General features: G+C 37.9%; 12 protein-coding genes and 1 other annotated feature. Of the genes, 3 read left to right on the top strand and 9 right to left on the bottom strand.

The features are described 5' to 3' along the window. Window positions 1–219 precede the first annotated feature (219 nt). The 6 genes from odhB to J2X07_RS06500 form a co-directional block, all read right to left on the bottom strand. Window positions 220–1,479: a 2-oxoglutarate dehydrogenase complex dihydrolipoyllysine-residue succinyltransferase gene (gene odhB / locus J2X07_RS06525; RefSeq protein WP_310257653.1), complete on the bottom strand. Its 1,260-nt coding sequence runs from the start codon at window positions 1,477–1,479 to the stop codon at window positions 220–222. Beyond that, window positions 1,472–4,327: a 2-oxoglutarate dehydrogenase E1 component gene (locus tag J2X07_RS06520; protein ID WP_310257651.1), complete on the bottom strand. Its 2,856-nt coding sequence runs from the start codon at window positions 4,325–4,327 to the stop codon at window positions 1,472–1,474. Before J2X07_RS06520 ends, odhB begins: the two co-directional genes overlap by 8 nt. A gap of 174 nt (window positions 4,328–4,501) precedes the next feature. Next, window positions 4,502–5,440, bottom strand: a complete 939-nt coding sequence (gene rarD, locus J2X07_RS06515; protein ID WP_310257649.1) for an EamA family transporter RarD — start codon at window positions 5,438–5,440, stop codon at window positions 4,502–4,504. Between the two features lie 87 nt (window positions 5,441–5,527). Further along, window positions 5,528–6,442: a phosphotransferase family protein gene (locus tag J2X07_RS06510; RefSeq protein ID WP_310257647.1), complete on the bottom strand. Its 915-nt coding sequence runs from the start codon at window positions 6,440–6,442 to the stop codon at window positions 5,528–5,530. Window positions 6,443–6,456: 14 nt separating this feature from the next. Then, on the bottom strand, window positions 6,457–8,139 hold the full coding sequence (gene argS, locus J2X07_RS06505) for an arginine--tRNA ligase (RefSeq protein WP_310257645.1): 1,683 nt from the start codon (window positions 8,137–8,139) through the stop codon (window positions 6,457–6,459). A 238-nt stretch (window positions 8,140–8,377) separates the two neighbouring features. Then, window positions 8,378–8,576, bottom strand: a binding site (T-box leader). A 55-nt stretch (window positions 8,577–8,631) separates the two neighbouring features. Beyond that, window positions 8,632–8,904 (bottom strand): hypothetical protein, encoded by a 273-nt coding sequence (locus J2X07_RS06500; RefSeq protein WP_310257643.1) that lies wholly within the window; start codon window positions 8,902–8,904, stop codon window positions 8,632–8,634. Window positions 8,905–8,991: 87 nt separating this feature from the next. Here J2X07_RS06500 and J2X07_RS06495 point away from each other — a divergent pair, with 87 nt between their 5' ends. Then, window positions 8,992–10,353 carry an MATE family efflux transporter gene (locus tag J2X07_RS06495; protein WP_310257641.1) on the top strand — a complete coding sequence of 454 codons (1,362 nt, stop codon included), beginning with the start codon at window positions 8,992–8,994 and terminating at the stop codon, window positions 10,351–10,353. 108 nt (window positions 10,354–10,461) lie between these two features. Here the strand turns inward: J2X07_RS06495 and msrA are convergent, their stop codons facing one another. Both msrA and J2X07_RS06485 read right to left on the bottom strand, forming a co-directional pair. Beyond that, the gene (gene msrA, locus J2X07_RS06490; RefSeq protein ID WP_310257639.1) at window positions 10,462–11,415 is read right to left on the bottom strand and encodes a peptide-methionine (S)-S-oxide reductase MsrA; all 954 of its coding nucleotides are present in this window, start codon (window positions 11,413–11,415) and stop codon (window positions 10,462–10,464) included. Window positions 11,416–11,497: 82 nt separating this feature from the next. Then, window positions 11,498–12,460, bottom strand: a complete 963-nt coding sequence (locus tag J2X07_RS06485) for a DMT family transporter (protein ID WP_310257637.1) — start codon at window positions 12,458–12,460, stop codon at window positions 11,498–11,500. Window positions 12,461–12,537: 77 nt separating this feature from the next. On the opposite strand from J2X07_RS06485, the gene J2X07_RS06480 reads away from it, so the two are divergent. Next, entirely contained in the window at window positions 12,538–13,362 is an 825-nt protein-coding gene (locus J2X07_RS06480) for a GDSL-type esterase/lipase family protein (protein ID WP_310257636.1), read from the top strand. On the opposite strand, the gene J2X07_RS06475 is transcribed toward J2X07_RS06480, so the two are convergent. Then, complete coding sequence (locus tag J2X07_RS06475; protein ID WP_310257634.1) at window positions 13,359–13,742, bottom strand: group-specific protein; 384 nt, start codon at window positions 13,740–13,742, stop codon at window positions 13,359–13,361. The genes J2X07_RS06480 and J2X07_RS06475 overlap by 4 nt on opposite strands. Before the next feature lie 163 nt (window positions 13,743–13,905). On the opposite strand from J2X07_RS06475, the gene proC reads away from it, so the two are divergent. Beyond that, a complete protein-coding gene (proC, locus tag J2X07_RS06470) occupies window positions 13,906–14,745 on the top strand; it encodes a pyrroline-5-carboxylate reductase (protein WP_310257632.1) in 840 nt (279 codons plus the stop codon). Window positions 14,746–14,838 lie beyond the last annotated feature (93 nt).

Here is a 14,838-nt window from a genome sequence, read left to right as displayed (position 1 = left end):
GCATACCATTTTTTTATTAATGACATACGAAATTATGAAGCGGCTAAGATTTAGCCGCTTCATTTTGTGATTGAATGAATGAGATAAAACAAAACTTGCATTTTGCAAATTAGTTATATGCCCTTAACTTGCAATTAGCAAATGTTTTTACTTGCACTTTGCAATTAATGATCAAAAAAAGCCCTGGTCGCCTAAATGGACGATCAGGGCTTCGTTATATCAACCTTCTAATAATAATGATTCTGGATCTTCTAGCAGGTTTTTAACTGTTGAAAGAAAGCTTACTGCTTCTTTTCCATCAACGATACGGTGATCATAAGAAAGTGCAATGTACATCATAGGACGGTTTTCCATACGTTCTTTATCAATCGCAACAGGTCTCCACTGAATTGTATGCATTCCTAGAATACCAACTTGAGGCGCATTAAGAATCGGTGTTGATAGCATTGAACCGAAGATACCGCCGTTTGTAATTGTAAATGATCCGCCTTGCAGTTCTTCAAGCGTTAATTTCTTAGAACGTGCTTTTTGTGCGAGATCTCCAATTTCTTTTTCTATCGCAGCAAAGCTCATTCGGTCAGCATTGCGTACAACTGGTACAACTAGTCCTTCTTCAGCACCTACAGCAATTCCGATGTCATAAAACTTTTTCAAGATCATTTCGTCGCCTTGAATTTCTGCATTAACTGCAGGGAATTTTTTTAATGCTCCTACAACTGCTTTTGTAAAGAACGACATATATCCTAATTTAACACCATTTTGTTCAAAGAACTTGTCTTTTCTGCGAGCGCGAACTTCATTAATCGCAGTCATGTCGACTTCGTTAAATGTTGTAAGCATTGCAGCCGTTTGTTGTGCTTCAACTAAACGCTTAGCGATCGTTTGACGTCTGCGGGACATCTTTACACGTTCAACAGGCTTGTCCGGATTTACCGGTTCAGCAGCTTTGGTTTGCTGAGCTGCTGGCTTAGTAGTGCTTGGAGCCGATTTTTCACTTGGACCTTCAGAATGACGCTTTACATCTTCTGTACGAACTCGGCCAAGTGGATCACGAGTAGAAACTTCTGAAAGATCGATGCCTTTTTCTCTTGCAAGTTTACGTGCTGCAGGAGATGCGATCGGACGATCAGTTGCTTTCGTTTCTTCTGTCTCTTCCTTAGCAGCAGTAGTTTCTTGCTTTGGAGAAGCTTCTTCCTTCGGCGCATCTTCCGTCTTTTCTTTTGAAGGACTTTCTGTTTCAGCACCTCCATCAGCGATCATTGCGATAACATCTCCAACTGATACAGTGTCACCAGGCTGCACTTGAATGCTTTTAAGCACTCCATCACGTTCTGCACTTATTTCGATGTTGACTTTGTCAGTTTCTAATTCAACTAAATCCTCACCTTTAACAACTGCTTCCCCTTCTTTTTTTAGCCATTGAGCTACTGTACCTTCTGATATAGATTCGGCTAATTCCGGAACTTTAACTTCAAACATGTTCACGGCCTCCCTCTCGCGATTGAATGTCTATTGCTAACGATGTTTGGATGATTTGTTCTTGTTCTTTTTTATAAATGTCAGGCTCTCCGCCAGCCGTACTTGAACGTTCTTGTCGGCCAATGTAAGAAACATGTGCTCCATTTGGCGCTACAGCACGAAGTTTTGGTTCAATGTAAAGCCAAGATCCCATATTCTTAGGCTCTTCTTGAACCCAGATCAAATCTTCTACGTTCGGATATTCTTTTAAAAGAACATTCATTTCTTCTTCCGGGAACGGATAGATTTGTTCCACACGGACAATATGCAATTCTGTTCTTTCGATTTGATCTTGTTCAAGTGCTTTCTCAAGATCAATCGCAATTTTACCTGAACATAATAAGATTTTTTTCACTTTCTCTTTTTCCTTGCCAAGTCCCTGCTGCTCAAGTAATGGTTTGAAAAGATCGTTTTCAAAATTTTCTGCAACGGACGCGACTTTTGCATCACGAAGCAAACTCTTAGGTGTCATAACCACTAATGGACGTACTTCATCCATTGAAAGAAGCTTAGCTTGACGTCTTAAAAGATGGAAATATTGGGATGCTGTAGTTACGTTTGCAACAGTCCAGTTGTTTTCTGCACCAAGCTGTAAGAAACGCTCTAAGCGGGCACTTGAATGTTCAGGCCCTTGTCCTTCATATCCATGTGGTAAAAGCAGAACCATTCCGGATTTTTGTCCCCATTTCGCACGGCCGGCTGATAGGAACTGGTCGAACAATACTTGTGATACATTAGCGAAGTCCCCATATTGAGCTTCCCAAATAACGAGTGTCTCTGGTGCAAAAACGTTATATCCGTATTCAAAGCCAACTACTGAAGATTCAGAAAGCGGACTGTTGTGGATAGCAAAAGAAACATTAATATCGTCAACGCCATGAAGCGGCGAGAATTTCTTTCCGTTTTCGCTGTCATTTAGTACAAGATGTCTTTGAGCAAAGGTTCCGCGTTCAGAATCTTGACCTGTAATGCGAATAGGCGTTCCATCTTTTAGTATGGATGCAAATGCTAGAGATTCTGCCATTCCCCAATCAATTTTTTCATCCTGGAATGCCTTGCGTCTGCGTTCCAAAATACGCTTGATTTTAGGATAAACATTGAAGTTTTCTGGCCATTTTAACATCTTTTCTGTTAAATCCTGAAGCTCGGATACAGGTATTGTGGTATCGATATCAGGAAGTGCTTTTGATAGCGGTTCAGGAAGTCTAGTGTCTTCCAGCTTGAACTTTTCTTTTCTGCCTTGAACTTTATCGTATTCTGTTTGATGCTTCGTCAACACTTCATCTTCAATGGATTTAACATTTTCTTCAGTTATTGAACCATTTTTCACAAGCTGCTGTGCGTATAAAGTACGAACTGTCGCATGACTGTTTACCTGTTTGTACAGCTTTGGCTGTGTTGCAGATGGATCATCCATTTCGTTATGGCCAAAACGGCGATAACCGATAAGATCGATTAAGACATCTTTTTGGAATCGTTTGCGGTATGCATAAGCTAGACGAACAGCTGCAATACATGCTTCAGGATCATCAGCATTAACATGAATAATTGGGATTTCAAACCCCTTTGCAAGGTCACTTGCGTATTTCGTTGAGCGTGAATCATCACTGTTAGTTGTAAATCCAACTAAGTTATTTGCAATGATGTGCAGTGTCCCGCCAGTTTGATAACCTTTTAGACGGCTTAAATTAAGCGTTTCTGCTACAATTCCTTCTCCTGGAAACGCTGCATCACCATGGATAAGAATCGCTAATGCCTTAGATGTATCTTGTTCTGGATAACCTTTACTGTTACGTTTTTCTTGTGCAGCTCTGGTATATCCTTCTACAACTGGATCTACATATTCTAAATGACTTGGATTGTTAGCCAATGAAATTTTAATTTTATGCTCTTTATCTGCTTCTATAGTACGACTTGCTCCTAAGTGGTACTTAACGTCACCTGTCCATCCGAAATTGATTCCTCTTGAACCTTCAGAAGGTACAAGTTCCTTGTTCGGTGAATGGTGGAATTCAGAAAAGATCAGTTCGAGCGGCTTGCCAAGGACATGCGCAAGTACATTTAGGCGGCCGCGGTGAGCCATACCAATGAGCGCGTGCTCAGCACCATCTCGAGCGCATTCTTTTGCTGCTTCATCCAACATAGGTACAAGCATATCAACGCCCTCAATTGAAAAACGCTTTTGACCAACAAATGTTTTATGAAGGAATTTTTCAAATCCTTCTACTTCCGAAAGTCTATAAAGCAGTTCTTTCTTTTCGTCAGCTGAAAAATCAGGGTAATGCTGACTCGTTTCTACCATTGTGTTCAACCATTGACGTTCTTCTGTTTCGTGAACATGGCTAAACTCATAAGAAATGTTCTTTGTGTACACTTCCTGGAGCAATTGGATCGCTTCCCATCCGTTATTTACAGTCGATGGCGCCTCTTTCCAAATAAAGGAAGGTGGTATCGCTTTCAAATCTTCAATAGTTAAGTCGAATTCTTTCGGGTCAATATGGTGAGTGTCTTTTGGAAATTCTCCAACCGGGTATACGTTAGCTGCTAAATGCCCGTATGTGCGAATGTTTTCCGCAAGCTTATAGGCAGCTGCTAATTTTTCTAAATTCATTCCATCAAGATTCTGTACAGCAGGTTCTTGAGCTGAACCTTCACTTGGAGCTCCCCAAGCATCAAACTTTTCTTTGAATGAACTGTCAACAGATTCCGGATCCACTCTATATTGGTCATATAGTTCAAGGACATAAGCCAGATTTGGACCATTCAGTCCTTGCCAAGGATTTTCTGATTTGGAACGTTGATGACTCATCTTTTGTTCCCTCCTGCTTCCTTTTGAGAGTATTGTGCTGTTGCTGTTAACAGGTGATTCATGATGATAACGTCCTTAAATTTTTCCCCATTTAAAGCGCTGTCAAACTATGAACGGAAAGAACCTTATCCTGGATAAGGTTTCATCTGTAAGCAATGGTCAATTGCCATTATACTATATTTTCGCAGAAAGTGAATTTTGTTTTTTACGATTTATAAGATAATTTGCCCATTTTGTTTTACTTATAGTAAATATAAGGAGTGCTACCCAAATTAAAGTAAATGAAATCACGTGAATCATTGTAAAAGTTTCATGATAAATAAAGACACCGAGAAGAAGCATAATCGTTGGAGCAATGTATTGCAAGAATCCGGTCATAGTCATTGTGATTCGTTTAACGCCTTGTGCAAAACAGATCAGTGGAACAGCCGTTACCAATCCAGCTCCCCATAGTAAAACCGTCGTATTCATTCCTCCGAATAGGAAAGAACCTGTACCCTTCCATTCAATATATGCTAAATAAATAAAAGCGATCGGTACAACAAACATCGTTTCAAATGTTAGCCCTGTTAAAGAATCAAAACTCCCTAACTTCTTTGCCAATCCGTATAAACCGAACGAAAGGGCTAATGATAATGCCACCCAAGGAAATTTTCCGTATTGCCAAGTTAATAAGAAAACACCGCAAGCTGCGATAACAAATGAAGTGATCTGCCAGCTGTTTAGTCTTTCTTTTAAAACGATCATTCCTAAAACGACATTTACAAGCGGATTGATGTAATAACCTAAGCTAGCTTCGACAACATGGTTAGCATTTACTGCCCAAATATAAAGAAGCCAGTTTCCGCTTATTAATAGCGAAGCAGCAAAAACAGAAAAAAATTGCTTTTTACTTGAAAAAAGGAACTTCACATCTCGCTTAAGCTCTTTTGTTCTTTTTAATACAATCATTACTGCCAGCATTAAAACGAATGACCAAAAGATACGGTGTGCTAGTATTTCTCCAGAACCGACCATATTTAACGGCTTCCAATACAAAGGCAAGAATCCCCAGATTAGATAAGAGACAGCCGCATACCAGATTCCCTTTGTTTGTTCAGTGTATGTTTTCATTGATTTCCCTCGATTCCGATTGGGTTTAAGATTATAAGATTATATAACGGAATGTTTGGAATTTACCAGAAAAGTAAACTGAAAACATTAGGATTTATTTATCTTTTTATGAATGTAAATAAAATAAGTATCCCACCGCTCTTTAATTAATTCATTCGTTAGACCTTCTATTCCAAAATCAACCCATGGTTCATAAACGCCCGGTTCAGGGAGACAGTCCAATAATGTAATGAAATCCCAGTAGGACTGATCAAAAACATCAATTTGTGATCTTTCCTTATAATAGTTTAAAAATAACTCGGCCTCCTCGATCCCATAAAGCAATGCGAGGTTTAGTCTGCAATGTCCAATATCAACTTCCTTTGGGCCAAAGCATGCGTTTGGCCAATCCACAATGCCGGTAGCTTTCCCGTCTTCCCACAATACGTTTACGGGGTGAAAATCTCTGTGGATAAAACCAAGATTCGATTGGGGTGAATACGCTTTTGTTAGCTCTAATGCTTCTTGCAACTCCCGTTTATACTTAGACCAATTTGGAATCGTTATGGATTCAATTGTATTGTAAGGATAATAACGCCATGGAAAATCTATGTGAGTATCTGTTGAATGAAAATCAGCCAATAAATAAGCTAACTCTTTCAGCCATTCCGACTGATCCTCATATGGCAGAGTGACTTCACCAGGCAGATAGCTCATTAGAACAGCTGGATAAGGTGTAATTTCTTTGTTATACGTATATGCGAAAAGGGATGGTGTGTTAATACAAGTCTTTGCTGCTGTTTGTAAAGAAAACGCTTCATGTTTGGCAAGATCTGGTTCACGCCTGTTCCAATCCTTGTTCGTATAAAATCGAATAACGGCTTTCTTTTGATTCGAATCTGTTAACAGAAAGAGTGCAGATGATGTTGCTCCTTTTAGCCGCTGTATGGTGTTCAAATCTGAAATAATAGAATGTTGGAATATCCAATTTGATAATTTTGATGACCAGATAATGTCTGTCATTATTTCATTCCTTCCTACATTCTTTGGGGAGTTTTCATCCCTAATAATCGTAAACTTTCTTTTAAGACTATGAGGATACATGCACATAGAGCCATTCTTTCAGACGCTTCATTACCATTTAATATTTTGACGCTTCCATAATAATGGTTGAATTTATGAGCAAGTTTTAACGCATATTTAGATATTATGGAAGGCTCTCTGCGCTTAAACGCGGAATGAACAATGTTAGGAAAATCGTTCAGCGTCATTACTAACTCCCAGCTTTCATTTTCAACTGTTACTTCTTTTGGCAACTCCCCGTTAAATTTACCTTTAATTAATAAAGTTTGTATTCTCGCTGCTGAATACTGGATATATGGTCCTGTGTCTCCTTCAAACTTCAGCATTTGATCAAGAGAAAATTCTACATCGTTTCCTTTTTCATTTTTCAAGTCATGGAAGATTACCGCTCCTACCCCAACTTGTCTTGCTACTTCTTCTACATCCGTCAAATCTGGGTTTTTTTCTTTAATGTTTTTTTCAGCAAGCTGAATGGCCTCTAAAAGCACATTTTCCAGCAGAACCGTTTTACCTTTTCTAGTACTCATCTTTTTTCCATTTTGTAAAATGAGCCCAAACGGGATGTGCTCCATATCATTTGCCCAATTGTAATTCATTTTGGATAGAACTCGTTGTACTTGTTCAAAGTGCAAAGATTGCTCATGGCCCACAACATAAAAAGCATGATCAAAATGATAGACCATTTTTCTATAGATGGCTGCCGTTAAATCGCGTGTTGCATATAAAGTAGCACCGTCGGATTTTTTTATTAGACATGGAGGAAGATCATCTCCTACTCTTACGACTTCCGCTCCGTCTGATTCCTCCAACAGGCCGAGCTGCTTAAGCTGCACAACTGTACTTTCCATTTTATCGTTGAAAAAGGCTTCACCATTGTAAGAATCAAAGTTCACATCTAATAATTGATAAATTTTTTGAAACGCTTTTAATGAAACTTCTCTAAACCAAACCCATAATTCTTTCGCTTTTTCGTCTCCCTCTTCCAATTTTTTAAACCAATATCTCCCCTCGTCGTTTAAAGTTGTGTCTTGTTCCGCTTCTTCATGAAACCGGACGTAAAGTGAAAGCAGTTCTGGAATAGGATTCTTTTTAACAGCCTCCTCGTCTCCCCACTTTAAATATGCTGAAATTAATTTTCCGAACTGTGTACCCCAATCTCCAATATAATTTATCTTTACCGTTTTATAGCCGCATTTTTCACTAATGGCAGCTATTGATGAACCTATAACGGTAGAACGGAGATGACCCATCGAGAACGGTTTTGCAATGTTTGGAGAAGATAAATCCATTACGATTGTTTTATTCAAACCGAAAGTATGATTGCCGTAATGATCATTTTCTTCTAGTATTTTTGTAAGCAACTCGGAAACCAACTGTTTTTTATTAAGAAAGACATTCACATAGCCACCGACTGTCTCAACTTTTTCGAATGATACTGGCAGTTTTCCAGATGCTATTGTTTGAGCAATTTTATTCGGCGACGATTTATAAATTTTAGCTAATTGGAAGCAAGGGAAAGCTAAATCCCCTTGATTCAGTTGTTTTGGCTTTTCGATTAATCCTTCAATTTCATCTAGATTTAGTTCATCCTTTATATTTTGTTTTAGAAAGACGGCAAACTGTTTTTTTTCGTTCATTTTCTTCATCCTCCGAATCTTTTAAATAAATAGCGGTTTTCGTATTCGTTGTTGCTTTTGAAAGTAGTGATTTTCGTTCTAGCTTGCTCGCTTTCCGCGGGGCACGCGGTGAGGCTATTTGTTGCTTTGTGACTTTAAATGGTTCTGAAGGAAAAAAACGGGTCACCTTATAAAATTCTCGAGGCGCAACAGCCTTATGGAAAAAAGCCAAATAAAAAACCGTCTCTTCTATACAAATAGAAGAGACGGAATAATCCGCGGTACCACTCTCATTGCCTTTAAAGGCCGCTTAAACTTTTAACGGGAGTCCCGGCTTTTCCTATGAATTTAGAAAAGCATTTCCAAAGTGCGTTTCAACTGCAGTTTGTACCAGGCTTCCATCGTCCCCAGCTTGCTTAAACAAGCATGCAGTCTACTCTCTTTTTCATAAATGTTCGTGTATATTTTTAACATATTATATGAGGTGTTTATATAAAAGTCAACATATTCCAATTAATCAAAATCTAAGTAATTCCTCATTCTTTTTATGTAACGTTTTAAACGAAACATGGTTTCGGTTCGCAAGTATTTAGAAGTAAATGCTGAAGATATGGCATTGACGGATACAAAAACCCCATGTTCTGTAACTTTAACAGGGATTATACCTGTAAAGAGTGTTTCTCCGTTTTGTTTATGCAGCAGTTCCACTGAGACAAGAACTGTTTTTTCATTTGGGAAATTTCCAGGCTTTACAGAATTTACTTCAAATAAAAATTGGACACTCATAATGGCTCCTTTGCTTATATTCCATAATAGTATGATATAATGCATTAGCTTAATTTGTCAGGTGAAAACAATAAAGGAAGTATGCATATGTTTCAGACAAGTTCGATAAAAGAAAAATACAAACGATTTTTGCTTTTAGTTGTTCCGGTTTTAATTACTCAGCTAGGTCTTTATGCCATGAATTTTTTTGATACAGTTATGAGCGGTCATTCCGGTGCTAACCAGCTTGCGGGAGTAGCAATTGGATCAAGCCTTTGGGTTCCGGTCTTTACGGGATTAAACGGGATTCTAATGGCACTGACTCCTATTGTATCTCAGCTCGAAGGAGCCCGAAATGACAAACATGTACCAAATGCCGTTACACAAGCCGTATATTTAGCTGTTATGATTTCAATTAGTGTGATCGCGGTTGGCTTTTTAATATTGGATCCAGTATTGCAATCCATGTCACTTGAAAATGAAGTTGAACGAGTTGCTAAAGGATATTTAATCGCTCTCTCCTTTGGAATCGTTCCGCTCTTTATTTATGGAGCACTTCGTTCGTTTATTGATGCCTTAGGTCATACTCGAATTACGATGGTCGTCACACTTATTGCTTTACCCGTTAACGTTTTTTTTAACTACTTGTTTATCTTTGGAAAAGCAGGTTTCCCTGAACTTGGAGGTATTGGAGCGGGTGTTGCAACGGCCATATCTTATTGGATAACTGCGTTCTTTACCATTTTGATACTTTATAAATGGCAGCCATTTATAAAGTATCAATTATTTAGAACATTTTATAAACCTTCGTTAAAAGCATGGAAAGCACAACTGAAAATAGGAGTGCCAATCGGCTTCTCTATCTTTTTTGAGGTGAGTATTTTTGCTGCTGTAACTTTATTGATGAGTGATTTTAATACGGTTACGATCGCTGCCCACCAAGCAGCATTGAATTTCGCCTCATTTTTATACATGCTGCCGCTAAGTATTGCCATGGCCTTAACAATAGCAGTTGGTTTTGAGGTAGGTGCAAAAAGATACAAAGACGCAGCCCAATATAGTGTTATCGGCATTATCACTGCTCTAGGGTTTGCGGTAGTTTTTTCTGCATTGCTGCTTATTTTTGATGAACAAGTGGCCAGTATTTATTCCAATCAAAAGGATGTTATACAATTAACCACTTCATTTTTATGGTTTGCCGTTTTTTTTCAGCTCGCAGATGCGATTGGCGCTCCGATACAAGGTGCACTAAGAGGTTATAAGGATGTTAATGTCACCTTCTTTCTCTCGTTTATTTCGTATTGGGTACTCGGATTGCCTGTCGGCTACTATTTGGCAAATTATACTTCACATGGTGCCTATGGCTACTGGATCGGTCTGATATCAGGATTATCAGCTGGTGCAATCATCTTGTTTTTAAGGCTGAAATATATTCAATCGCACACATTTTCATCGGGAAGACAAAAATAAACCAGCCACCGGCTGGTTTATTTGTTTTGTACTTTAATAATCGATTAACTTGCTATCTATTCTTGACCTAGAGACAAGTTAATAAAGGTAATGGTATACCGTATGCCTTTAAAAAAGTTTAAGGTATTCTTCATAGCCTTCTTCTTTTAATCGTTGTTTAGGAATAAAACGAAGTGCAGCGGAATTGATACAATACCTCAAACCGCCTTTCTCTCTTGGACCATCTGTAAATAGGTGCCCTAAATGGGAATCGGCATCCTTGCTTCTTACTTCCGTTCGAATCATGCCATGAGAAAGATCTTCTTTTTCGTCAACACTTGAGGAACGAACAGGTTTTGTGAAGCTTGGCCACCCGCAGCTGCTGTCAAATTTGTCAAGAGAGCTGAAAAGAGGCTCTCCTGAAACGATGTCAACATAGATCCCTTCTTCAGTATGGTTCCAAAATTCATTTTGAAATGGAGGCTCGGTTGCATCATTTTGAGTAACATTAAACTGAATGGGACTTAATGTTTTCAATACTTCCTCTTTTTTCTTTTTATCTTCCCAGTGTTCTTTAATAAAACGGTCACGTCCAGAGCCTGTGCGATAACGTTTGTAATGGAAGGGATTCTTTTTATGATATTCTTGGTGGTATTCTTCAGCCGGATAAAATGGTTTAGCAGGCAAAATTAATGTGGCAATAGGTTTAGAAAATCTGCCGCTTTCTTCCAGCTCTTGTTTAGATTGCTCTGCCGTCTCTTTCTGTTTTTCATCGTGATAAAAAATGGCTGTGCGATAAGAGTCGCCTCGATCATAAAATTGTCCGCCTTCATCAGTGGGATCAATCTGTTTCCAGAAAACCGCCACAATTTTTTCATAAGAAATGACAGCTGGATCAAATGTGATCTGTACGGCTTCAAAATGTCCTGTTGTTTCACTGCATACTTCTTTATAAGTAGGGTTTTCTTTATGACCGCCTGTATAGCCAGATTCAACTTTTATAATTCCTGGCCACTCTTCAAAAGGTGTAACCATGCACCAAAAGCAGCCGCCGGCAAAAGTAGCTATTTCATATGTACTCATGAAATCAAACTCCTTTTTAATAGATTAATTTCATCATATAAGAATAAGAATAAAATGAACAGAAAAAGGAACTGCGCTTTCTTTAAGCTTGAAAATTGTCTCGTTCATCTTTTATTATAGAATCACCGTTTCTCGGCTTTGAAGTCATTTTTGCTGTGTTATTTTTATGTTGTTTACGGGTATTTTGTAGAAAGAAATATAGACCCAGAAGAACGATTAATCCCCCTATAAATTGGGTCAAAGACAAAGGTTCGTTCAGTAAAAGAATAGCGAGTAAACTTGCGCCAACGGGTTCCCCTAAAATGGCCATTGAAATCGTTGCAGCTGTCACTTGCTTTAAGAGCCAATTAAAAAGTACATGTCCAAATACGGTCGGTACTATTGCTAGAAGTAAAAAGATACCCCAATCGGCATGTGAATATCCTGTCATCGGAATATCCAGAGTCATGTTATAAAGTGCAAACACCATCACCGCAACTAAAAAGACCATAAAACTATATAAAGTAGATGGAATGGATTTAAGGAGACTTTGACCAATCAGCATATGAATAGCTACTACTATCGTACCTAGAACAGATAAAATATCTCCTTGTATATTTGTAATTGAAATTCCTATGTCACCCCAGCCGATCATACTAGCTCCAATGATTGCTACAACCATGCTTAACATGGCAGATTTAGAGGTCTTTTCCTTAAATCCGATATAGGCACCAATCATGACAAAAATCGGCTGTAATGATAACAAAATGGTTGAACTGGCCACGGTTGTTAATTTTAATGATCCCATCCAAAACAAAAAGTGAAGTGCCAATAAGATACCAGACAAAAATAACATGATATACGTTTTCACGGTAAGATTTTTCAGCCAGTTTCTATGTTTCCAAACAAATGGAATCATAAGGATCAAAGTAAACAGCAACCGAAACATGGCTTGTACAGAAACAGGTGCTGTAGACCACTTCACGAATATGGAAGAAAAAGAAATGGCGATGATACCAATTGTAATCGGGATAATAACAGGAATTTTGAACGAATGATTATTCAAGAAATGTCCCCTATTCGTTTATAGTAAAATGATGATAGTATAGCTCATTAACATAGATGTATTCTTAAGGAGGAAATATGAAAAAAAGATATATTTTTACGATCCTTCTTTTGTTTCTGATTATTGGAACGGCAGGATGGTATTACTATCCACAGTATAAAATAAATCAGATAAAGAAAGAATCGATGGTTGTAAAAAATGATAAGAAAGATACAAATCAGGAAACTTATCTAGAATATTTGAAACAAAGCCCTAAATCAAGTTTTGTTCACATCGTTTTAGGTGATTCTGTTGCACAAGGCAGAGGGTCTGATCAAGGCGGATTTCCTGTTAAGGTAAATAAAAGTTTAGAAAACCTTACTGGTAAGAAATTCGAACTTGAAAACCTTGGAGTTTCTGGCGCAACGAGCAAAGGGCTAGTGAATCAGCTGAAGCAGCCTGCCGTGTTGGAAGCTGTTCAGAAAGCAGATATTATTTCAATTAATATTGGCGGAAACGATATTGTACAGGTTGCAAAAACTGAAGGGCCTCTTAAAGCTATTCAAGGCTACGATCATGTAAAGAATGAATATGAGAAAAATTTGCAGGATATTTTTAAGGTTATCCGTTCACAAAATCCTAATGCCATCTTAGTATTAAATGAACTTTATAATGTTGTGAATACCGATAAAAACTATTATCCAGCAAGTGAAAAGCTCTTAAACGACTGGAATCTTATCGCATATGAAACAGCCCTTTCAAATAAACCTGCACTTGTAGTTCCCGTAAGTGAAGCACTCCCTACGAAAGATATGGATAAATGGCTATATGATTCCATTCACCCTAATGAAGAAGGATACGAACGGATAGCTGAAAAAACAATCACCGTATTTAAAAATCATTCCTATAAAACCGAACATTAAACAAGGATTAAATCTGATAATTCCAAAATATTTCCATTCCAGCGTTTTATCTGCGGCAAATAATAAAAAGTAGTTGCTTCCATATAATTATCTAGGACATCACAAGGGTCATACAGAAGGATACACTTGTTTCCTCCAAGTGCAATTCCTAGTTCTGTATGGCACCCTTTCCCTCCTGGAAGAATGACAATTACAACATCTGAATCCATTACCCCTTTATATTCTTTTGTCCCGATGTGGACAAGCTCCTCAAAAGTAATTGCCCGCTCATTTTTGGTCCAGTCATATGTAAGATTCCAACCTAATACCTTTTGAATTTCTAAAGACATATTTTTTACAAGTGTAAGATTCTGAAAACCTGAAGCAATGTAAAAATTCATAGTATCCCCCTTTTATCCCTCTAATTTATGTATTGTTAAAATCATATTACATTCTTGTAATAAAGGATAGATTGACTTGCAACTATTTGTGAGCATGTTAATATAAGAACTTGTATTCATTTAAAAATGATTTAAAAACGAAAAAATTTGGAAGAGGGGTTGCATGCTAAAATACAGAAATATTACTTTTATTGGTGCAGGATCTATGGCAGAAGCAATGATATCAGGGTTGATCAATAAAGAAGGAATTGCGCCTAACCAAATTACTGCAGCAAATCATTCAAATATTCAAAGAAGAATTGAACTTATTGATAAATATGAAATTAATGCTGTTTCGTTTGATGAAGTTTCTTTAAACAATACAGATATGATTATTCTTGCGGTAAAACCAAAGCAAGCGGAATTGGTATTACAACAATTGAAACCAAATCTTCAAGATCACCATATTATTCTTTCAGTGTTAGCTGGTATCTCTACTGGATTTATGGAAGAGATCATCACCAAAGAGCTCCCTGTTATTCGTGTCATGCCTAATACATCCAGTATGATAGGTGAATCGATTACAGGAATCAGTGCTGGAAAATACGTTAATAAAGATCATTTGGATTTAGCTCAAGAATTATCTGAAGCAATTGGGAAAGTTAAGGTCATTTCTGAAAAACATATGGATGTTTTTACAGGAATAGCCGGAAGTGGTCCTGCCTATTTTTATTATCTTCTTGAGCATATGGAAGAAGTGGCGGTTGAAAAAGGGATGGACCGTGAAATAGCGCGTGATATCGCAGCACAAACTTTATATGGTGCAAGCAAGATGGTTATTGAAACAAGTAATTCCCCAGAGGAACTACGGAAAAAAGTTACTTCTCCAAACGGAACGACTGCAGCTGGACTGCTCGCTTTAGATGAAAATGGCGGTGGAAAAGCAATCGAAGCTGCTGTTGAGAACGCAGCAAAGCGGTCTAAGACACTGCGTGAAGAATTTGAAAAAGTTCCGGTGAGATAATTTAAATAATTTGAAATCGCACTAGCCACAAGGCTAAGTGCGATTTTTTAATGTTAATAAAATTTTGTGAAATTAGCTTGGCCGTTATTTGTT

The organism is Fictibacillus barbaricus (genome assembly GCF_031457135.1).
GTDB classification, from domain to species: Bacteria; Bacillota; Bacilli; order Bacillales; family Fictibacillaceae; genus Fictibacillus; species Fictibacillus barbaricus_A.
The sequence above is the reverse complement of the archived record's forward strand: the minus strand, read 5'-3'. Positions and strand labels throughout refer to the sequence as shown.

Excerpts from the sequence above, each read along its gene's own strand:
- J2X07_RS06510 (WP_310257647.1), bottom strand. The coding sequence starts at position 6,442 with ATGACAGACATTATCTGGTCATCAAAATTATCAAATTGGATATTCCAA.
- msrA (WP_310257639.1), bottom strand. The coding sequence starts at position 11,415 with ATGAGTACATATGAAATAGCTACTTTTGCCGGCGGCTGCTTTTGGTGC.
- argS (WP_310257645.1), bottom strand. The coding sequence starts at position 8,139 with ATGAACGAAAAAAAACAGTTTGCCGTCTTTCTAAAACAAAATATAAAG.
- J2X07_RS06520 (WP_310257651.1), bottom strand. The coding sequence starts at position 4,327 with ATGAGTCATCAACGTTCCAAATCAGAAAATCCTTGGCAAGGACTGAAT.
- proC (WP_310257632.1), top strand. The coding sequence starts at position 13,906 with ATGCTAAAATACAGAAATATTACTTTTATTGGTGCAGGATCTATGGCA.
- J2X07_RS06480 (WP_310257636.1), top strand. The coding sequence starts at position 12,538 with ATGAAAAAAAGATATATTTTTACGATCCTTCTTTTGTTTCTGATTATT.
- odhB (WP_310257653.1), bottom strand. The coding sequence starts at position 1,479 with ATGTTTGAAGTTAAAGTTCCGGAATTAGCCGAATCTATATCAGAAGGT.
- rarD (WP_310257649.1), bottom strand. The coding sequence starts at position 5,440 with ATGAAAACATACACTGAACAAACAAAGGGAATCTGGTATGCGGCTGTC.
- J2X07_RS06475 (WP_310257634.1), bottom strand. The coding sequence starts at position 13,742 with ATGAATTTTTACATTGCTTCAGGTTTTCAGAATCTTACACTTGTAAAA.
- J2X07_RS06500 (WP_310257643.1), bottom strand. The coding sequence starts at position 8,904 with ATGAGTGTCCAATTTTTATTTGAAGTAAATTCTGTAAAGCCTGGAAAT.
- J2X07_RS06495 (WP_310257641.1), top strand. The coding sequence starts at position 8,992 with ATGTTTCAGACAAGTTCGATAAAAGAAAAATACAAACGATTTTTGCTT.